Origin of the sequence: Escherichia sp. KTE159 (assembly GCF_000408805.1) — a bacterium.
Classification (GTDB): Bacteria; Pseudomonadota; Gammaproteobacteria; order Enterobacterales; family Enterobacteriaceae; genus Escherichia; species Escherichia marmotae.
The window spans coordinates 279,532-300,703 of record NZ_KE137295.1 but is presented as its reverse complement, the minus strand read 5'-3'; the positions used below and the strand labels follow the sequence as shown (position 1 = coordinate 300,703).

The following is a 21,172-nucleotide window of genomic DNA, read 5'->3' as shown; positions in this document are numbered from 1 at the left end:
AAACTCCAGAATCCGTCTTCAGAGAGTGACGGCAAGGAAGAAGGAACCGGCACGGCGCGAAGCCATGCCGGTGAGTATTAACGGCTAAAGAAAGCGCGTTGGATCGCCAGTTCGACACCGCGAACTTCGGCCAGGCCTTTCAGACGACCAATAGCGGAGTAACCAGGGTTGGTTTTCTTCTTCAGGTCATCCAGCATCTGGTGACCGTGGTCCGGACGCATCGGGATCAGGTCTTCTTTGCCTTCCGCTTTACGACGGTGCTCTTCTTCAACGATCGCTTTCACCACTTCGTACATATCAACGTCACCGTTCAGGTGCGCCGCTTCGTGGAAGGTTTTCGGGTTTTCTTCACGCATGGTGGAACGCAGATGGGTGAAGTAAATACGTGGACCAAACTGCTTGATCATATCAACCAGATCGTTGTCAGCACGCACGCCGTAAGAACCGGTACACATGGTGAAACCGTTCGCCATGCTGTTTACGGTGTCAACCATCCACTGCATATCTTCAATGGTGGAAACGATGCGCGGCAGGCCGAGGATCGGGCGCGGCGGATCGTCCGGGTGAACAGCCATGCGCACGCCAACTTCTTCCGCAACCGGAATGATCGCCTTCAGGAAGACAGCAAAGTTTTCGCGCAGTTTGGCTTTGTCGATATCTTTGTACAGTTCCAGGTGCTTACGGAACTGATCGAGGGTGTAGCCTTCTTCCGCGCCCGGCAGACCCGCAATGATGTTACGAGTCAGACGCGCTTTGTCTTCATCGCTCATGGTGGCGAAGCGTTCTGCTGCCTGAGCAATTTCTTCTTCGGTGTAATCCGCTTCTGCGCCTGGACGTTTCAGGATGTGCATTTCGAATGCAGCAAATTCGATCTGGTCGAAGCGCAGTGCTTTGGAGCCGTCCGGTAGCACATATTCGAGGTCAGTACGGGTCCAGTCGAGAACCGGCATGAAGTTGTAGCACACGGTGCGAATGCCGCACTGCGCCAGGTTGCGCAGGGTCTGCTGATAGTTAGCAATCCACTGCTCATAGTTGCCAGTGTGAGTTTTGATATCTTCGTGAATTGGCACGCTTTCCACGACAGACCACACCAGGCCCGCGTCTTCAATGATAGCCTTGCGTTTGAGGATTTCTTCAACGGACCATACTTCGCCGTTCGGGATATGGTGCAGCGCGGTAACCACGCCAGTTGCGCCCGCCTGACGGACATCTGCTAAAGAAACCGGATCGTTAGGGCCGTACCAGCGCCAGGTCTGTTCCATGATATTTCCTCTTTCACATAGCGGGTTCCACAGCGAAGAGACGCGGAACCCCGGAGTTGTTTAGGTATCCGGATGAACAACCAGACCGCAGCCGTGGCGTTGCATCGGATGAGATGGCGTATAAGTTCTACCTTTTGGTAAGACATGTCAACCCGAATTCTAAAATTGGTTAACCACATCACAAGAAATCCACTCTCACACAGGTTGATGCAAATTACAGCAAAGGGTATTCAGCGGTTATTGATCGGGGGATGTGATATTCATCGCAACAATGGTTGACCAATTTACATAACATGTCGCCCAAAATAGCAATGGTTCAACCAGGTAAGGTAAAACGTTATGCATGTGCTTAACATTCTTTGGGTGGTATTCGGCATCGGCCTGATGCTGGTACTGAATTTGAAGTTCAAGATCAACTCGATGGTGGCTTTGCTGGTGGCAGCGTTGTCCGTTGGGATGCTGGCGGGTATGGATCTGATGTCGCTGCTGCACACCATGAAAGCGGGCTTTGGCAACACGCTGGGGGAACTGGCGATCATCGTGGTGTTCGGTGCGGTCATCGGTAAGCTGATGGTTGACTCTGGTGCGGCTCACCAGATAGCGCACACGCTGCTGGCGCGTCTCGGCCTGCGCTATGTTCAGATATCGGTGATCATCATCGGCCTGATTTTCGGTCTGGCGATGTTCTATGAAGTGGCCTTTATCATGCTGGCACCGCTGGTGATCGTGATTGCCGCCGAAGCTAAAATTCCCTTCCTGAAACTGGCTATCCCGGCAGTAGCGGCTGCAACCACCGCACATTCACTGTTCCCACCGCAGCCGGGTCCGGTGGCGCTGGTCAATGCTTACGGCGCAGATATGGGGATGGTTTACATCTATGGCGTGCTGGTGACTATTCCCAGCGTTATCTGTGCGGGGCTGATCCTGCCGAAGTTTCTCGGTAATCTTGAGCGCCCAACGCCGTCATTCCTGAAAGCGGATCAACCGGTAGATATGAATAACCTGCCCTCTTTCGGCATTTCCATTCTTGTGCCGTTGATCCCGGCGATCATTATGATCTCCACCACCATCGCTAATATTTGGTTAGTAAAAGACACACCGGCATGGGAAGTGGTTAACTTTATTGGTTCCTCCCCAATTGCGATGTTTATCGCGATGGTAGTTGCGTTCGTACTCTTTGGCACCGCACGCGGCCACGACATGCAGTGGGTGATGAACGCCTTTGAAAGCGCGGTAAAAAGTATTGCGATGGTGATTCTGATCATCGGTGCAGGCGGCGTGCTGAAGCAAACCATTATCGACACAGGTATTGGTGACACCATCGGCATGCTGATGTCGCACGGCAACATTTCTCCATACATCATGGCGTGGCTGATCACCGTGCTGATTCGTCTGGCGACTGGTCAGGGTGTCGTTTCAGCGATGACCGCCGCCGGGATTATCAGTGCCGCAATTCTTGATCCGGCAACCGGTCAATTGGTTGGTGTAAATCCGGCGCTGCTGGTTCTGGCAACTGCCGCGGGTTCCAACACCCTCACCCACATTAACGATGCCTCTTTCTGGCTGTTCAAAGGTTATTTTGATCTGTCAGTAAAAGACACCCTGAAAACCTGGGGTCTGCTGGAGCTGGTCAACTCCGTGGTTGGGCTGATTATTGTGTTGATTATCAGTATGGTGGCGTAAAGGAATATCAGAGCCTGCCATTGGCAGGCTCAGTTAGGATGGTTGGCAACGTGCGCCTTGTTTATGCCAGATGCGGCGCTGGCGCGTCTTATCTGGCCTACAAAAAGCTAACATACAGGTTTTGTAAGCCTGATAGCCATCAGGCAAATATTGCGTACTCGCATTGGCAACCCCTGTGATTTCTTTATTGATAAACAAAAGTCACACCAATAATTGACTGCACATTACCTGCAGTCACCTGCCCTCCAGTACGTGCGTAATTTGCCGTTAACCCAAGACTTACCGCTGAAGTCCCTACTGCCCCTAATGACACAGTGCTATTCGCTGGAATAATCGTACCGTTGCGCGTCAACTGCACGCCGACGCCCTGTGCTGGCGAAAACGACGCCGTGTTGGTGAAAATCGAGTTGTCCGCATCTGCGGTTGTACCTGAAAGGTAATACCCCAGGTTTTGGCTTTTCGCACAATAAACAGTAAGAGGAATCGGCACCGAGCCGGGGTAGTCCGGCAGAGTGACGGTGACATCTCGCGCAGAAACATCACAACCACCGGTAGGCACCACCACATCGTTATTGGCATAAATATTCCAGACAAACTGGAAATCATCGCCGTTATAGTTGTTGGTCTGGCGCAAAATGAGCACGGCTATTAATGAACCAGCCTTAATCGCCACTCCGCCCGCACTGCTGACAGGCGTCAGATAAAGCGCCACTGGCCAGGGCTTATCCGTTCTCGAATTATAAACAACGCGTGGCGTTTCGCTGGTGGTAGGAAAAGGATAGCTACTGCCATTATATTTTACGGTTCCGGAAAAATTAGATAACACGCCGCCATAAGCTGAACCTCGTTGCAGTGTTACATAGTCTGTAATGGTTTCCGGGTAATCGTTATGGCAAAAGATCTGCGTCGAAAGATCCACGACCAGGTTTTGCCCCACATTCACGGCGGGCGCAAGGTTAACATAGACATTGGCGCTGCCGCCGCCAATAGGAATAGCCGTACCATTAGCGGTTTTACAGGCGAATGACCAGGCATTTACCGACCAGCCCATCAGCAGTACAGCAAACAAGGTAATAACGCGTTTCATTACAATCATCTCTTCGGGTTAGCTGTAGGTATAGGTGATGCTAATCACTGCCTGAATGGTTCCCTGGGTGGCACCACCATTTACCGTCAATGCTCTGACCTGCAACGGAAAGTGCGCAGATTGAGAGGAATCATCCACCTGAACAGTTTTGGTTGCGCCGGTGTTCAATGTGTTGCCGTTGTCATCCTGTAGCTCTAACTGGATGTTTTGCGCGGTTCCCTGGTTTTTATAATATCCGGTGCTGTCAGCCGCCCCGCTGAAACTGGCGGTGACTCTGGACGTTCCCACCGGACAATTCGTCAACTCAAGCGCAACATCATGCCAGGACGATGCCGCTCCGGCAGACATCAGGCTGAAAGAATAAAGATTGCCGAGATCAACCGTGGCATTGGTGGTGGAAACTGTGCACGGTTTGGCGACGACCTTACCATTCACCGTAATGGTGACATCGGCTGCCCGTACCGTCGCGCTTGCGAGCGCCAACATTGCCGCCAATAAATACCCACGTTTGCGCCATTTCATGAGCATCTCCAGTTACTGATATTCAAGAGTGAAGGTTGCCGTGGCATTGATATGCCCCGCAGTGACAGGCACCTGTGTCGCCATTAGCCGGGCGTAAAAATTCAGCGTATTTGGTTTACCCGGCGTTAGGGTCGTCCACGAAATCGCGGACGATGGGGCATTAAGTGGTATCTGATTTTGTTGCTCATTCAGAAGCTGTATTCCCAGTCCCGCAGCCGCTGACACAGTCTTTTCAAGTGCAAGCAGGTTGGAATTATGGCTATCTGCAACACCGGTAAATCCGATCTTTACAGCAGAGACGGCATTACCACAGGGTGACAGCAAAATACGAAAAGGAACGACCGGAGTCGTCGCCCCAATGTTGTTAAATTGCTTCGCCGCATTTTCCAGCAAATCAACGGTAAAATTGGTTGATTCAACTGCCACACTACAGCCGTTATCCCTGACATAGCCGCGGATAGTAATCGTGCTATCCGCAGCCAAAGCGTGACTGACAACCAGCCACAAAAAAGCGCACAGAAGATAAAAAGGTTTGCTTTTCATCACGCCCCCTTAACGACATTCAACTGATAGCTGGGTTAATAACTGCTGCTGACTCTCAGGTGGCAGTTTGTAATCTGCGACACAGTGAGCATTCTCCCCTTCTCCCCATTTCACCTGAACTTTTCCCGCTAAAGGCATCCCGCTGAGGTAAACCTGGCCATTATCCGCAACAATGCCGCTACTCTGGCTACTCTCTGATGTGACCATCGCACCAAACGGCAGCGGCTTATTATTGTGGGTCAGCGTCATGAGCAGTTTTATCCCAACGCGCGCTTTAAACTCTGCTCGCACGATTGCCCCACGGGTGGGAACAACGTTAGCGACCGCGTTATCTAAATCGACGTTATCAGCCAGGGTATTGGTATCCAGTGCCACTCTATTTTCCCGATATTCAGTGGCATAAGGCAGCACGGCATAACCGCGCCAGTCGGTACGAACACCTGTCTGGTTTTCGACTTTTACATCTTTTGCTCCAGGCGCTTTAATCAGCACAACCGTATCGTTTAACGGCTGCCCCAGCGTTACGCCATTGGCATGGGCCAATACCCCACCGCTGACTCCGTAATAGACCTGCTTAATATCATCGCTATGGCTGTAACCTATGTTGGCATTGCCATAACCGCCGCGATAATTCAGCGCTGCGTAGCCTGTACTTCCGCTATTCCCATCGCCACCTCCGGCATATCCGGTTTGTACGCTGTAGCTGAGGTTGTTGTCTTCCAGCAACGTACCGTATACACCGGCCAGGTTGGTCATCCGACCATTGAGATCGTGTGACATGCTGTAGCTGGCACTGGCATGTCGCCACTGAGATTTACTGTCAGAACGCAGCCAGTGGCTGAAAGGAATATTGACGTTAAGAGCCAACATCTGATCTCGTCCTTTTTGCCAGGCGTTTTTCGTCAGGCTATAGCTGAGCGTCCAATTGATATCCTCGAATGCGGTATTTAATCCGGCCTGGAATTGCTCATCGACATTACTCGTTCCCCAATAAGTCTGATGGCTACCACTCAAATAAAGTGTTGATGTGCGCCCAACTTGCTGAGTGACAGTAAGTTGTAATTTTCCGCGTTTGTTATAAGCGAGGTTGTAATAGTCGGTGAATTTCGGCTTAACCTGAATAACACCATCCTGCGTTTCAATGTTGTAGCCATTCATTCGGCGGTATGTTGTATCAGCGAAATTGAAATATCCGCTGGTCGAATAGCGGTAACCCACTAACTGAATATTCGTGCCTGACTCATTGAGCGATTTGTTATAAAGAAAACGCACTGATTGTCCGTCATGCTGACTTTCATCGGGAAGTGTGGCATTAGCCTGCGTCATATCCACGGATAGAGCCCCCAATGTCCCCATGTTTTTCCCGACACCGAAATTAAAAGCACGATAACGATCCGCCAGTTGAGTACCGCCGTATATTGTCCAGCCAGCCGGGAGGCCGTGGAGTAACGTACTCTGGAAAAAGCGGGGGTTTTCCTGTTGCGCATTACCACTGCGGTACTCTCCAGCCGTAATGGAATAACGTGTATGTCCCTCACGCTGCAGGAGCGGTACTGACGAATAGGGTACGGTAAAGATCTGTGTGCTGCCGTCGGCCTCTTTAATCGTTACCTGCAAGTCACCACTATTACCTGCGGCATAGAGATCATTAATAGTAAAAGGCCCCGGTGGCACCGTACTATTATAAATGTCATACCCGTTCTGTTTAATAGATACTTGTGCAGTACCACGTGCAATACCGTGGATCACCGGGGCAAATCCTCTCTGGCTATCGGGTAACATATTGTCATCTGAGGCCAACTGTGCGCCGCGAAAGTTAATACCATCGAAAATATCGCCCTGGGTATAACCATCGCCCAACGTCAGGCGAGAACGTAACGGAATTATGTCTCGCTCAAGCCAGGTATTGATATGTTGCCATTTATTTTTGCTACCTGATGAACTGCCGCTACTGTTATAACTCCAGGTAGTATTGTCGCGTAAACGCCACGCACCAATATTTAACCCACTCTGCAGGTTTAAATATGCATAATGGCTGTTACCCCCAATCCGATTCTGCACACTATTTCCACTGAAGTTATAATTGAGTAATCCGGCATTAATACCTGAATCCCACAACTCTGGTGGAATATAGCCACGCGCACGCTGATTCATAAATGCCTGCGGGATCGTGAGGTTAAGCCGCTGCAGGCCAACATCTAAATGCGCAGTGGCTTCATTGATCATCGAAGTTAATGGTACGCAGGCATCAGCCGCCAGCAGATTCATACCGGAAACAGAGGCCGTATTTAGCCCCATACTGGCGAGTTGTGCGCGTGTCAGACAAGGGACAATCCCTTGTTCACTCTCCCCCGTATTAAACGTGACATCTCGTGTCGCCATATAACCATTATTCATATAGATATCGACACGATACGTTCCCGGCGGTAATTCTTGTCCATTTTCAAAACTCGATAAATCGGCAACAGCCTGAGGATCATCCGCTAAAAAGCGCGGGTTAAAATAGAGTTCGGCAGATGAAAAAGGTGCCTGTGCAGCAAATGCACAGGCAACAGAGAGCCGGATAAAAAAACCAGCCAGACAAGGCTTACGATTATGCAAGCATTGCGTGTTTCGCTGGTAAAATCTTAAATTCAGATATGACATTATTCCTCCGGTTAAAAATCACCCGGCAGTCAATTCTTTTTATTCAGGCGAAAAATTCCCCCTGCGTTATTCCATTACGCCCTTCATTTTTGGGGTAAGTGCACCATAATCATTTATTGTTCGATAAGTTATGCTGCTTCCGGCATCAGAAGGCAATTTAACCGTGCTTTCGCCCATTGGAGGCACCAATGCATTATCAAGAATCCGAGTTCCGGCATTAAGCTCTGTTACCGTCAGGTAATAGGGTGTCGGGTTAATCAGCGTCAGAGAATTTGTGCCGCGACGGAATCTTAATTTTTCTGCGGCCTGATCGGGTGGCAACGCTAATTTAGCCGGGCGGTAATAGAGTTTAATGCGGCTGATTATCGCGAGCTGTAACGTATTCTCGTTCAATTTTGATTTATCCATTGACGGAATCGCTTTTACATTCATCCAGAACAAACTTTCCCGATCCTGCGGCAATTGATTATTTGTGGCATCAAGAATACGCAGAGTATTCTCTTTTTTTCCCTTCATCGCAAACAGAGGTGGCGTCACGATAAAACGACCATCCTTTACACCATCAGCATTTTCTACCCATGATTGAATTAAATAAGTGCTATTTTCATCATTATTTGTCACGGCAAGTTGAACTTGTTTTTGCCCTGCCGGATAAATTACGCGAGTCGCACCTAATGCCACTCCCGCTTCAGCGCGTCCGGCAAGCATCATTGCAACGATCATCAGGATACCTGCCAGTAAGCAGAATGTTATTTCCTGCGATTTTCTTACATTGACGTTTTTATTACTCACTGTCCTGTTCCTGTTATCACAATATCTGCTGAACAATTACTGATAGGTTAAGGAGAACCAGGCCTGAGCATTAGCCATGCCGCCAGTAACCCAACGCCCTGTTGCGCGATATTTAGCAATGAAATGTAGCGAAGTCGCGCCTGAGTAAAGCCGTTTCCAGTGTATTGGTGGACGATTAATCGGTACGAGGTTTCCCTCGTCATCAAACAAGGCAATACCAACATTGGTTGCAATTCCCGGCCCCTCACCCACAGAAAGCACATCCGGATTTTTGCCATCAGCGACACCGTGAAACGCCACGCCCACACGTTCACTCACCACCGTGCTACATTCCCGTAAATGAATAACAAACGGCACCGGGGCGCTATCTTCCCCTACCGCATGAAACCGGTTACTACTGATTTGCCCCATATTGACCGTCATTTGTTTGTCACCTGCTTCAATCCGGCAAGCTTCCGCAATAATGACGCCCTGAAATTGCATATTTCCACCGGGCAACGTGGTGTTCCATTTATTTCCGGCCAGTGCAAACATCGGCAGTAACGACGCTACTAGAAATAATTTCGTCCTTTTCATCGTTATTTTTATCGCGCAGGGGGCGGGCATCCTTGCCCATAATTATTTCCCTAAAACCTGAGTGGATTATTGATACTGAACCTTGAAGGTTGCATCCGCATTAGCAGCACCCGGGGTTGCGACACCCGTTGCATAATAACGCGCCTGGAACGGAATGGTGTTGGTGCCATTATTCAGAGTCGTTTGCTCACTAAATGTCGCACCGTCCAGCGTCAGCGCAGTGCCTGTTCTGTCAAGGATCTGCACACCAACGTTTGTTGCGCTACCTGCAGCAGAACTCTGCAGAGCCAGTACTGTAGGATTGTTGCTGTTAATCGCTGTGCCCAAGAAGGCAACAGCGGCTGTGCTTGCAACAGAAGTATCGCAATCATTCAGTTGAATGTTAAAACCGACAGCAGAGCTGGTTGCTCCAGCCTGCTTCAGAGTAGCAGTACGAACCTGGCCCAACTGAACGGTTTGATCAACAGAACCAGCATCAACCGCACAAGCAGCATTAACGATTTCCCCTTTAAAGTGAACGGTCCCACCATTTACCGTCGTGGGAGTAGTATCGGCCAAAGCCGCTGTAGAACTGAGGGACAGCGCCGACAGAACAACAATTGCCAGAGTTTTAATTTTCATACTGCTTTCCTTTTTAAATCTACGTATAAATCGACATGGGCAGTCGTTCTGTACACTTTGTTCAGATAGATAGTTTGACTGCCAACACTGCACAGTTTTCCCCCAAAAAATGAAACATTTGGGGCCATTTTGACTCATAGAGGAAAGCATCGCTCGCTTACTTATTTAGTTTATTCGTTGGATTAATGAACTTTATTTAATTGATTTTATAGATTTTTATGCTATCTGAGGTGGTTTTTGAAGAGAAGAATGAGGAAGTTGCTTCGAGAGTCAGAAACGCTATCTTTACGTAACGCGGAGGCAATGTGAAATTAATTTACAAGAGAAATAATTTACATATCAAATGGTTAGCTGGTTTTCGTCGATTTTTTATATTTTTATGCTTGAGAAAAAACACAAAATTTTTTTATGATATGGACAGTTTGGCCCCAATTGTCTTGTATTAATCTAATTTTTTATTTTTTTATCAATAGGTTACATTAAGCCTCTTCTCTTTTTAAATTTTCATTTATTAGATTATTTCTTTCCCATAATCCGGCAAAACGTGCGGCATTACTGGCGGTATAACGCACAGTATGGCGAATATTTCGATGCCCCAGATAATCCTGAATTAAACGAGTATCTGCACCGCGCTCGGCCAGTTCATAACCGCAAGCATGTCTTAACATATGAGGGTGAGTCTGCGTCACGGTTCCAGCTTCAACACCCGCATCACGAATGATGCGATAGGCCTGCTGGCGAGAAAGTCGGCTTCCACGACGAGAAATAAATATGGCATCGGTCTGGTCAGCACCTTTCCAGTTAGAACGTTCAAGGGTCCAGCGTTCTACAGCCTCACGCTCGTCGAAACGTAGTGGATGGACAGTAGAAAATCCGTTCTTCAGCCGACGAATATTTATCCGGCCTTCATTGAGATCAAGATCCTGATAATGAAGATCAAGTAGCTCACTAATACGCATCCCGTGCCGATATGCCAACAGAATAAGACAATAATCTCTGGCTCCCGTTGCCCCATAGCAAACCGCTTGCATCATTGCCTGAACTTCTTTACCGGTAAGATAGCGACGTTTACTCACAATAGTAGTACTCCTGAACTGGGTTATATTTGAATGAATACCTATAGGAAAACCTCAATCGGTTAAAATTAGCCCAATAGATAAAAAGATAATCACACACGACATTGAGCGATTATCAGACGTTCACATTAAATATCATACAAAAATAAAATATCACTGATGTGACAAAATCTATTTTCATTGATTTAATTCAATATAACAATAGAGTAAACAGAATTAACTTCCAGTTGCTTAAAAAATAAAGAAAAAAAACACAATGAGGTAAGAACTTAGGTGATGTGTAAATTTATGAATGATTTTGTTTGTTTATTTTAAAAAAATAAAACCATTGTGGTTTGTATGGCTGTGGTTAAACCAATGTTTATTCTGATAATTAATGATTATACTTACAATAACATCAATTAATAAATGGTTAATTATTATTGATACATCGTAAGAATAATGTAGTTTTTAACACCATCCATGGTATCTCATCCGTTTTTATAAAACAGCATGGCGTTGCCGACCTCTGGGGCTATCCCAGATACCGTAAAAACGCCCTGCATTACTGGCGGTATACCAGACAGTATGACGAATATTACGATGGCCAAGATAATCCTGGATAAGCCGTGTATCTACTCCCATATTCGCCAAAGCAAAACCACATGAATGACGTAACATGTGAGGATGAATCTCTAGTGATAATCCAGCATTATCACCTGAAGTAGAGATGATTTGATAAAACTGTTGACGAGAAAGAGGATTCCCCTTGCGTGACAAAAACACCCACTCGCTCTCAGCATGTGGATAAGAAGTACGCATACTCAACCAGTTTTTTAAAGCCTGAACTTCTTTGTTTAAGAGCGGGTGTGTCGTTGAAAAGCCTTTTTTTAATCGATGGATATATATACACTTTGCCTTAAGATCAATATCTGAAATTCTCAATCGACAAATTTCACTCGCCCGGAAGCCATGAATAAAACAAAGTAAAGTCAGACAATAATTACGTGCAGCATGAGGCCCGGTATTTGCTGCTTTAAGGAGTAACTCGATTTCACTGTGGGTCAGGAAGTTCCTTTTTTTGTTATCAGCCTTATTCTTCATCGTTTTCCCTTATAATTGCAGACACGCACTAGCTGTACTGGGTTATTATCAGCCCAACATTTAGCCCTGATTATGTTTATAAAAGCGAACGTTTGTGTAATGACTAACGCAAGTGGATCAGCTCTTTTGAATGAACTAAAATGGAGTGGCGATAGTTACTTATAATAACTTTGCCATACAAACGCTATATGCTCTTGTATGCTATGTTCATTAATATATTTATCAGCGTAAGACGAAATCCAATAATAAACCTCATGATCAATATAACTATTCTTATCTATATATCATGTGATATCTTCTGTAACAAGCAAATCATCATAAAAATTTAATATTGCTTCTGTCAGCCATCTCACACATAACATTATTAGTCAACTCTGTTTTTCCGCATAATTGCTATTTCATAGAAACCGGTAATTTTCAGGTGGCTATTATCATGCTAATGCTTAGTTTCCTAGCCATTATTATCCTTTGGTTCGTAAACTCATGCTGTGAGGTTGTTACATCCCTTTTTCATACTGTGTATTTCCCGGAGATATGAGGAAAGCCAGGACACGCTTTTTCCATCTGCATTCGTTGCTAAAGATAGCTTTGGTCACTACGACTTAAACCTTCCTGACTCACAGCTATTCGCCGGGTGATACGGCAACAAACGGATTGAAACATCATCCTGAAAATACCGATGCGTGCTGAACATCAACAAGCCTGCCCGGAACAACTCCGGGAGTTCCCAGCTACGTGCCACAAAGCAGGAAACATATTTCATGATGAGAATTATGCCCAGTCTGATGGCGGATAGACACTTATCTTTACCATGCCCGCTGAGTTATCTTGCAAATCGCCTCCTGTTTGAACTAAAAATAAATAACATATAAAACAAATAATTAAAGAAAAACCTTTGGTTTATGAAGAGCTCCGCAAGTGGTCATCTGGCTTCACATAGCATCTTCTTCTTAGAAAAATATCGACATATTTTGTGACACGAATTGCAAATCTGGTTTTGTTGTATGGATTGTGTGATTTTTGATCTGGTATAACAGGTATAAAGGTTCACCAAGACAGTAAATGAAGCTGGGCATCTCGCAATCTATGACAAACATCACTTCAGTTCTTTCTCATCGGGTGATGAAAACGCACTTCAGTCTGAAAGGAGTATGAAAATGAGATCAACAAACAATCTATTTTATGACTCTGGGTAAAATGGATTGAGTAAGTGATATAGCTTACGAACATTCAAATCAATTAAACATCAGAAGAGATTTTATACTCAGGTATTTAATCTGGTCCTCTGTATATATTAAATAATGTGGAAAGTGAATTTTCACAGGAGACCTTATACAAAAATATAAAATACAGCTATCCGCTGCCAAAGACACTATAAGCCTGGCAAAAAATATTACACGACATAAATGCTAATTGTTTATGCGGGCTTTGTATTACTTTCTGTATCCTACAAATGAGTGAAATTTATGAAAAAGGCTAAAATACTTTCTGGCGTATTATTACTCTGCTTTTCGTCGCCATTAATTTCTCAGGCTGCAACACTGGACGTCCGTGGTGGATATCGTAGTGGGAGCCATGCTTATGAAACTCGACTCAAAGTCAGTGAGGGATGGCAAAATGGATGGTGGGCAAGTCTTGAAAGTAATACCTGGAACACTATTCATGATAATAAAAAAGAAAATGCCGCACTCAATGATGTTCAGGTCGAAGTTAATTACGCAATAAAACTTGATGATCAATGGACTGTGCGCCCGGGAATGTTAACCCATTTTAGCAGCAACGGTACACGCTACGGACCTTACGTAAAACTGTCCTGGGATGCGACAAAAGATCTCAATTTTGGCATTCGCTATCGTTACGACTGGAAAGCCTACCGACAGCAAGACTTATCCGGCGATATGTCTCGTGATAACGTTCATCGTTGGGATGGATATGTCACTTACCATATTAATAGTGATTTCACCTTCGCCTGGCAAACAACGCTATACAGCAAACAAAACGATTATCGCTATGCAAACCATAAGAAATGGGCGACGGAAAATGCATTTGTTCTACAATACCATATGACGCCAGATATTACGCCATACATAGAATATGACTACCTTGACCGTCAGGGTGTTTACAACGGTAGAGATAATTTATCTGAAAACAGTTATCGCATTGGTGTGTCATTTAAACTGTAGTAGACAGGAGACAGTCACAATGAATAAAAAAATAATGGCACTTGCTATCATAATGGCTTCATTTGCCGCAAACGCGTCTGTATTACCAGAAACCCCTGTGCCTTTTAAAAGCGGTACTGGAGTGATTGATAACAACACTGTCTACATTGGTTTAGGTAGCGCAGGAGCAGCATGGTACAAGCTGGATACGCAAGCCAAAGATAAGAAATGGATAGCCCTGGCGGAATTCCCGGCTGGCCCGAGAGATCAAGCAACCTCTGCATTTATTGATGGTAATTTGTATGTATTTGGCGGTGTTGGTAAAAACAGAGATGGGTTAACTCAGGTATTCAACGACGTACACAAATATAATCCCGAAACCAATACCTGGGTTAAATTGATGTCACACGCACCGATGGGCATGGCGGGTCATGTGACTTTTGTACACAACGGCAAGGCTTATGTTACTGGCGGTGTTAACCAGAATATCTTCAATGGCTATTTTGAAGATCTCAATGAGGCTGGAAAAGATTCAAAGACTATAGATAAAATCAACGCCAACTATTTTGACAAAAAAGCAGAAGATTATTTCTTCAATAATTTTCTGTTGTCTTTTGAGCCCTCTACACAGCAATGGAGTTATGCTGGTGAATCTCCCTGGTACGGTACGGCTGGAGCGGCGGTAGCAAATAAAGGTGATAAAACCTGGCTTATTAATGGCGAGGCAAAACCAGGATTGCGAACTGATGCTGTATTTGAGCTTGATTTCACCGGCAATAACATAAAATGGAATAAACTTTCTCCCGTCTCCTCACCGGATGGCGTAGCTGGCGGTTTTGCTGGTATTAGCAATGACTCTCTTATATTTGCCGGAGGAGCCGGATTTAAAGGTTCACGGGAAAATTACCAGAACGGTAAGAACTATGCGCATGAAGGCCTGAAAAAATCGTATAGCGCTGATATTCATCTTTGGCATAACGGGAAATGGGAGAAATCTGGCGAACTGTCGCAAGGTCGGGCCTACGGAGTATCATTACCCTGGAATAATAGCTTATTGATTATTGGCGGTGAAACTACGGGCGGCAAAGCTGTGGCGGATTCAGTGTTACTCTCTGTGAAAGATAATAAAGTGACTGTGCAAAACTAACTTTTCAGGGCTCCAGTAAAGGAGCCCTGATATCAATTCATCATTTTAATTACGCGACATTTATATGAACGCAATAATATCGCCCGATTATTACTATGTTCTTACCGTTGCCGGTCAGTCTAATGCTATGGCGTATGGCGAAGGACTCCCGTTACCAGACAGTGAAGATGCGCCTCATCCCAGAATAAAACAACTGGCGAGATTCACTCAGACGCATCCCGGTGGCCCGTTATGTCAATTTAATGACATTATTCCACTGACTCACTGCCCACACGATGTCCAGGATATGCAGGGTTATCACCATCCTCTGGCAACGAATCATCAAACACAGTACGGCACCGTTGGCCAGGCACTACATATTGCGCGGAAATTACTGCCCTTCATTCCTGATAATGCAGGCGTTCTTATCGTTCCCTGTTGCCGTGGTGGATCGGCTTTTACCACGGGCAGCGAAGGGACATATTCAGAACAGCACGGAGCCAGCCATGATTCATGTCGTTGGGGAGCGGATACTCCGCTGTATCAGGATTTAGTCAACAGAACACGAACGGCACTGTCAAAGAATCCGCAGAATAAATTCCTCGGCATATGCTGGATGCAGGGCGAATTTGACTTAATGACCAGTGACTACGCGTTACATCCTCAATACTTTAATCATATGGTTGAAGCCTTTCGTGAGGATTTGAAACAGTATCGTTCTCAGCTTAATAATATTGCTGCCGCTCCGTGGTTTTGCGGCGATACCACCTGGTACTGGAAAGAAAATTACTCTCATGCGTATGAAACGATTTATGGCAATTATAAAAATAATGCCTTAGCCAATATTATTTTCGTCGGCTTCCAGCAACAAGGTGAAAGAGGGCTGACGAACGAGCCAGATGAAGATCCGGACGATTTTAGCACGGGATATTACGGTTCAGCGTACCGAACACCAGAAAACTGGACGACGGTGCTACGCAGCAGTCATTTCAGCTCAGCAGCCCGTCGGGGGATTATTTCTGACAAATTTGTTGAAGCTATTTTGCGGTATTGGTGCGAAAGGTGGTCGGGGAGTTTATTCATGGGAGATACTCTTATACGTTCTCAGAACAGGCAACAAAAAAACAAATGAGATCAAGGTAATATATCTTCGCTTGCGGGTTTGAACAGCAGGCAATTGCCAACATAAAAATCTGGCACAAGGGTGAACAGCGCGCGCCACATAAACCTCTGTTACTGCTATACGTATTGGCTGGCTACCAGCATGGACATCCACGCCTTTTCGATTATGGCTCGGAAATCTACGAACCTCTGCACAGTTTACTGGAACGTTTTGGATCACAGCATTCGCAGTATCGGCCTGATATGCCGTTCTGGCGATTACAAGGCGATGGATTCTGGCAATTAGACAATGATGATATGCTTAATACGGGCCGAAGACATTAGGCCATTGTTGTATCTGCTTTCATTCCTAAAAGCCCCTGTCGTTAATGCCAGGCGCATTATGCAAAGGAGAATGATTAGGTAAACAATAAGATTGAAAATCAGGAAAAGCGACTCGCAATAAATCTGAAAGTCGCCTTCACATTGTTAAAATATATCCCTTACCACTCCTGTGTTGTGAACTGTTCATCACACTTATAGCTGACGTTGATCCAGACTGCTATATATCGCCTTTATTTCATTTTTTACGCCTTCGCCACGGTACACCAAAGACGTATCGTATCGTTGATATTTATCTTCTCGCGCAGCACTGAACCAGTTAAAAGATCCAACGCACAGCAACTCCTCATCTCTAATCACAATTTTGCTGTGAACGCGATTCACCAATTTTGTAGCAATGCCCATATTATTGAGCTTTTCGACTGCATCATTTAGAAGATGCAGTTTCTCCTGGCGCTTATCATCATCGACATGCGCAATATTGCAGTTTTTATCCGTTACCACGGTAATATCAATACCCCGGGAACGGGCCAGAGCCATCGACGCAAGAAAACCCGTTTGCTCCACTTTTTGCCAGGATAACCAAGGGGAAATAATCGTGATCTTCTGTTGAGCTGCGGCCAGAGCATTATTCAAAAATTCATCATGCTGCTCCACACCATGCAACGTTGAAATTTGTGTCTGTGCGGAACTTAAATCCTGCCGTTTCTGAAACTCAAATTGCAACGCATTATTATCTGAAGCAAACAGAAATTTTGCCAATAACCCTCGCGGCGAAAATGCTGGCTGCATCTCTATAAGGTCCATATCACCGAAGACCAGAAAACTATCTTTAGCGCGTGAGACTGCGACATTCAGGATACTGCTATTGCTGTCAATAAACTGACCATCTTCATGTTTTGAATAGACCGTAGAAAAGAGAACAATCGCCCTTTCCGCACCCTGCAAGGAGTGCACAGTCCCCACGGTCAGCGAACCCTCTTCGTCATTGCAATTAATCTCCAGCTTACGCAATGACGTCTTGATGGCATTAACCTGTGCCGAAAATGGCGTCACAATACCAACGACTTTATACAGCGGTTCCCCGTAATGGCGCTCTATACCATCCTTATGCGCCACCAGCCATGCTGCAATTGTTTCCGCTTCAAGAGGGTTATAACGGCTACCTCCATTTGGCTTCATGCCCCTGCCGTCAATATGCAAAAACCCCATTGCCGGGAAAATCGTCTCTTTTTCCATTCCTCTTTTGGGCTGCAACTTACCGTGATAGCAAAGTGAGTTACAGTAGCCGATGATGTTATTGAAACAGCGACGATGCTCATACAGATACATTCCGCGCTCGAACTTGGGATCATATTGGTAGCGAGAATTGTACTGAGCAACTTTCATCACGCTGCCGGATGCCGCACTTTTTCCAGACTCACACACATGGGAATATGCATTCATTAGCTCTTCCTGAGTGTCGCCAGAAAGAATGTTCTCCTCCAGCATATTGCCTATATCGGTGACAGGCAGACAATTCCAGATTGGTGCTATTTGTTCTGTATCGCCTATTACCAGCGCTTTCTTAGCTAATGCAAAGGAAGCCGCAGCAACCTCCGGGAGCACCTGCCCTGCTTCATCGACGATCAGTAAATCAGCAAAGTTATATAAATAATCATTATCAAATTGCCTGGCACCTCCGACAAATTTCCCCGTTATCATTTGAGAAGGCAACATGTAGCAGGTCATCACCACACAGGGGGTAAGTTTCATTCTTCTTCGCCATCGGGCCTTGACACTAATCGCCCCAGTGAGTCCTTTTTCTTTTTGCAGATTATCGATTGTCGCCATATCCATCAGCCAGCGACCTTCCCAATAATGAGTCGCTAGCAAGAACGCAGGAAAACGAATCTGAGTATCGGCAAGCTCGTCCGCGCCGGCGAGGTTCAGCTCATCGCATCCCCTGTAGCCCAGCGCATAAGTCAACTCGTGCCATTGTTTTGCTGCTTCCACTTCACGTCGGGCTATGTCCTGCGCAAAGTTGATATTCTGTTGGCACACCGCCTGCTCTTGTTGCGCTTTAGCGATCAAACTATCGATAAATTTATCAATATCTTCGGGACAATTTCCCTGGAACGCTGTCATTCTTGCGCCGAACGTAGAGTCCAGGAAGAGGTTAATCTGGTAATGGCGTTTAGCACGAACAGCAGGGAGCCATGACAAAAATGCATACATAAGCGACTCATTGGCACGGTATTGCTGCCACTGCTTTTTACCTCTGACTAAAAGTGAAATTTCATTGCCAATATTGAGAAGAAGTGTGTTTTTGTCCTGAAGATACTGGTCGAGATTCTCACTGATGACTCGCTGTTCATGGCGGATATCATTGAGTCTGCGCCATGCGGGTTCGATTTGCTGAAGTTGCATAAACTGTGAAGTTAAACGTTCATGCAAAAGCGTCACTACATGCTCTGGCGAATTGTACTCTCCAGCTCCAAACGCCGCCTCCGCTTTTTCAAGGTAAAAGGCCCGGGCTTTTTCCAGATATTCCTGGGATTCAACGCGGTTAAAAAAATCTCCAGTCTGGTATTTCTTCGCTGCCTCAACCAGACGGCTTTTAGACGGAAAATAAGCGCCATAGCTTATTACCTCCGGCAACCAACGCCCAGACATTACGCCAAAACCAGTAGAGAAATCTTTTCCAAAGGCTTCAATAATATTGGTGACGGCCTGATTGTTAGTCGATGTGGCAATGATTACAGGAGGTTCAGTTTGATTAAGTGCGGCTCTTGTCCATTCGGTGGCAATAATAGAAAGCACCAGCGTAGTTTTACCCGTTCCCGGAGGACCGTTGACAGCGAGCATATCACCCTGCTGTTGAGTCAGATAATGGCTCAGGGCATCGCGCTGCGCCACTGCCAGCGGAAACTTATCGCCGGAATGCCCCAAACGTTCGCAGAACATCGCATTCTTAGCGAGAAGTGGCTCCACTGGAGCCATTTCGTTTGAGGCAAAACGCGTTAATAGCGGAACCTTAACCTGGCTCATCAGAAGATGGTCATACATAGGCAGGATATGAACGCTGGCCCCTACATGCTGGCTAGCTTTAACAATATAACCGTATCCAGCCCGTTCGTATGGCTCAGATGTAGCGACCCAATTTCCAGTGACGTTTCTTAAAAGGTTATCTGACTGTTGAAGATAATTTTGCCAATGCTGACGATACCTGGCATGGCGTTCCGCTTTCTCTTCGTCAGTTTCTTCGTAATGTTCTGGGTCATCTTCATTAATGGTGGCTGTGTTATGCGTGGTTTTGTATTTGTCATATTGCGCCAACTCACCAATAGAAAAATGACCGGAAGGGAGAGGTTCAAGCAGATCGCGGGGAATAGTGGCTGAAGCGGCAGGAAACAAAAAACCTTCCCTATTCAGAAGAGCGGAGGTAACCAGTGGCGTGATAATTGCGGGTACATCTGCCATTTGCTCTTTGCCATGCTTTACTATGCGGTTCCACACTTGGGGCCGTAACACGACTTCAACGGTTTTTACCGACTCCCCTTCACCGTCAAAAAATGCCCGAATAGTCTCGTCATCCAACTTCCCTGTGGTGATATTTATCCATCGAATGAATGAATCTGTATCTTTACGTGAAAACGTTCCTTTACCAGATTCGGCGTCAGCTAAGGAGTTGCGCCAGTATGAAGTGAATCCCAATGTATTGCTGTCCATTTTCCATTCCGTGACATAATAGAAATCATTGATTTCATTGATGTAAATATTACTTATGATTAAACATTGTCCACGATGCGAGCACGATCGCAATAAATATTGTGCCTGGAGGATGGATTAGATTTTCTGAAAGAGCCGAATCCTTAATAGATAAGCGCAAACATACTTGGTTCGGTATTCTTCAGGGATTTAATATGGATTGAACCAGGTTGACGTTAGTTGGAAAAAACAGCGGAAAAGATTTGTGTGGCGCGGATTTCAGGCATAAAAAAAGACCTCAGTTGACGTCTATTGATGTGAAGACTGGGCTGCTCTTTAAAAGATAACTCATTGAAATAAATGTGATTTCATAGCCAAAATCACTTTGTATATTCACATGTATACTCAGCGCGATTCTCTGAAAAATCAACAAACTGAATAATCAGTCGGTACTTTAACGCTTCACGATGTTTATCGGAATTTCAAATAAAGACAAATGCTGCATATCAAGCATTCAGGATGGCTAACGCTAAGCTCCTAAACCTGGAGTAAGCCTCATCCCATGTGATCTTTCGTTCTCCATACACCATTGGAGAAACAAACTGCTGATAGCGTATCTGGTAGAGAGGATTATTCGCCAACTCATCCTCTCCCATTTTTAACTCATCAACTGGTGACACGCAAAACTGCGGTACTGGTTGCCGTAACGTTGTATTTCCTGCTCAATAGTTTGCTGAACAAAATCAACGAGCAGATTCAGAGGTGAGCATATCACCTCTGTTCAGGTAGCCAAATTCAGTGTGCCACTTCAATCCCCTATCCCCGTAACATATTGCTCGAATCCTCAGCACAAGCCATTC

Annotated in this window: 15 protein-coding genes and 1 pseudogene; 5 read left to right on the top strand and 11 right to left on the bottom strand. The window is 45.8% G+C overall.

What is annotated here, in order from left to right:
* Positions 1 to 77 precede the first annotated feature (77 nt).
* Positions 78 to 1,262, bottom strand: a complete 1,185-nt coding sequence (uxuA, locus tag A31E_RS01725) for a mannonate dehydratase (protein ID WP_001517676.1) — start codon at positions 1,260 to 1,262, stop codon at positions 78 to 80.
* Positions 1,263 to 1,601: 339 nt separating this feature from the next.
* Between uxuA and gntP the strand changes: the two genes are divergently transcribed.
* Positions 1,602 to 2,945 carry a gluconate permease GntP gene (gntP, locus tag A31E_RS01730; protein ID WP_000558241.1) on the top strand — a complete coding sequence of 448 codons (1,344 nt, stop codon included), beginning with the start codon at positions 1,602 to 1,604 and terminating at the stop codon, positions 2,943 to 2,945.
* Between the two features lie 184 nt (positions 2,946 to 3,129).
* On the opposite strand, the gene fimH is transcribed toward gntP, so the two are convergent.
* The 9 genes from fimH to fimB form a co-directional block, all read right to left on the bottom strand.
* Positions 3,130 to 4,032 (bottom strand): type 1 fimbria D-mannose specific adhesin FimH, encoded by a 903-nt coding sequence (fimH, locus tag A31E_RS01735; RefSeq protein ID WP_010378345.1) that lies wholly within the window; start codon positions 4,030 to 4,032, stop codon positions 3,130 to 3,132.
* Positions 4,033 to 4,050: 18 nt separating this feature from the next.
* Positions 4,051 to 4,554 carry a type 1 fimbria minor subunit FimG gene (fimG, locus tag A31E_RS01740; protein WP_016249530.1) on the bottom strand — a complete coding sequence of 168 codons (504 nt, stop codon included), beginning with the start codon at positions 4,552 to 4,554 and terminating at the stop codon, positions 4,051 to 4,053.
* A gap of 12 nt (positions 4,555 to 4,566) precedes the next feature.
* The gene (gene fimF, locus A31E_RS01745; protein WP_000837649.1) at positions 4,567 to 5,097 is read right to left on the bottom strand and encodes a type 1 fimbria minor subunit FimF; all 531 of its coding nucleotides are present in this window, start codon (positions 5,095 to 5,097) and stop codon (positions 4,567 to 4,569) included.
* 9 nt (positions 5,098 to 5,106) lie between these two features.
* On the bottom strand, positions 5,107 to 7,743 hold the full coding sequence (gene fimD, locus A31E_RS01750; RefSeq protein WP_000120906.1) for a fimbrial usher FimD: 2,637 nt from the start codon (positions 7,741 to 7,743) through the stop codon (positions 5,107 to 5,109).
* A gap of 66 nt (positions 7,744 to 7,809) precedes the next feature.
* Complete coding sequence (gene fimC, locus A31E_RS01755; protein ID WP_001517673.1) at positions 7,810 to 8,535, bottom strand: type 1 fimbria chaperone FimC; 726 nt, start codon at positions 8,533 to 8,535, stop codon at positions 7,810 to 7,812.
* Positions 8,536 to 8,571: 36 nt separating this feature from the next.
* A complete protein-coding gene (locus tag A31E_RS01760) occupies positions 8,572 to 9,111 on the bottom strand; it encodes a type 1 fimbrial minor subunit FimI (protein ID WP_000831509.1) in 540 nt (179 codons plus the stop codon).
* Positions 9,112 to 9,177: 66 nt separating this feature from the next.
* Entirely contained in the window at positions 9,178 to 9,732 is a 555-nt protein-coding gene (gene fimA, locus A31E_RS01765; protein ID WP_001517669.1) for a type 1 fimbrial major subunit FimA, read from the bottom strand.
* A 479-nt stretch (positions 9,733 to 10,211) separates the two neighbouring features.
* Positions 10,212 to 10,808, bottom strand: coding sequence for a type 1 fimbria switch DNA invertase FimE (gene fimE / locus A31E_RS01770; RefSeq protein ID WP_000044701.1), 597 nt, complete (start codon positions 10,806 to 10,808; stop codon positions 10,212 to 10,214).
* 480 nt (positions 10,809 to 11,288) lie between these two features.
* On the bottom strand, positions 11,289 to 11,891 hold the full coding sequence (gene fimB / locus A31E_RS01775) for a type 1 fimbria switch DNA invertase FimB (RefSeq protein ID WP_000790567.1): 603 nt from the start codon (positions 11,889 to 11,891) through the stop codon (positions 11,289 to 11,291).
* A gap of 1,466 nt (positions 11,892 to 13,357) precedes the next feature.
* Here fimB and nanC point away from each other — a divergent pair.
* From nanC to A31E_RS24930, 4 genes and pseudogenes are all read left to right on the top strand, one after another.
* Positions 13,358 to 14,074 (top strand): N-acetylneuraminic acid outer membrane channel NanC, encoded by a 717-nt coding sequence (gene nanC / locus A31E_RS01780; protein WP_000709387.1) that lies wholly within the window; start codon positions 13,358 to 13,360, stop codon positions 14,072 to 14,074.
* Between the two features lie 19 nt (positions 14,075 to 14,093).
* On the top strand, positions 14,094 to 15,200 hold the full coding sequence (locus A31E_RS01785) for an N-acetylneuraminate epimerase (RefSeq protein WP_016249529.1): 1,107 nt from the start codon (positions 14,094 to 14,096) through the stop codon (positions 15,198 to 15,200).
* 64 nt (positions 15,201 to 15,264) lie between these two features.
* Positions 15,265 to 16,311, top strand: coding sequence for a transposase (locus A31E_RS01790; RefSeq protein WP_016249528.1), 1,047 nt, complete (start codon positions 15,265 to 15,267; stop codon positions 16,309 to 16,311).
* A gap of 14 nt (positions 16,312 to 16,325) precedes the next feature.
* Positions 16,326 to 16,610: pseudogene (locus A31E_RS24930) on the top strand (restriction endonuclease); the annotation flags it as partial.
* A gap of 207 nt (positions 16,611 to 16,817) precedes the next feature.
* Here the strand turns inward: A31E_RS24930 and yjhR are convergent.
* Complete coding sequence (yjhR, locus tag A31E_RS01795; RefSeq protein ID WP_016249527.1) at positions 16,818 to 20,333, bottom strand: helicase YjhR; 3,516 nt, start codon at positions 20,331 to 20,333, stop codon at positions 16,818 to 16,820.
* Positions 20,334 to 21,172: the final 839 nt, after the last annotated feature.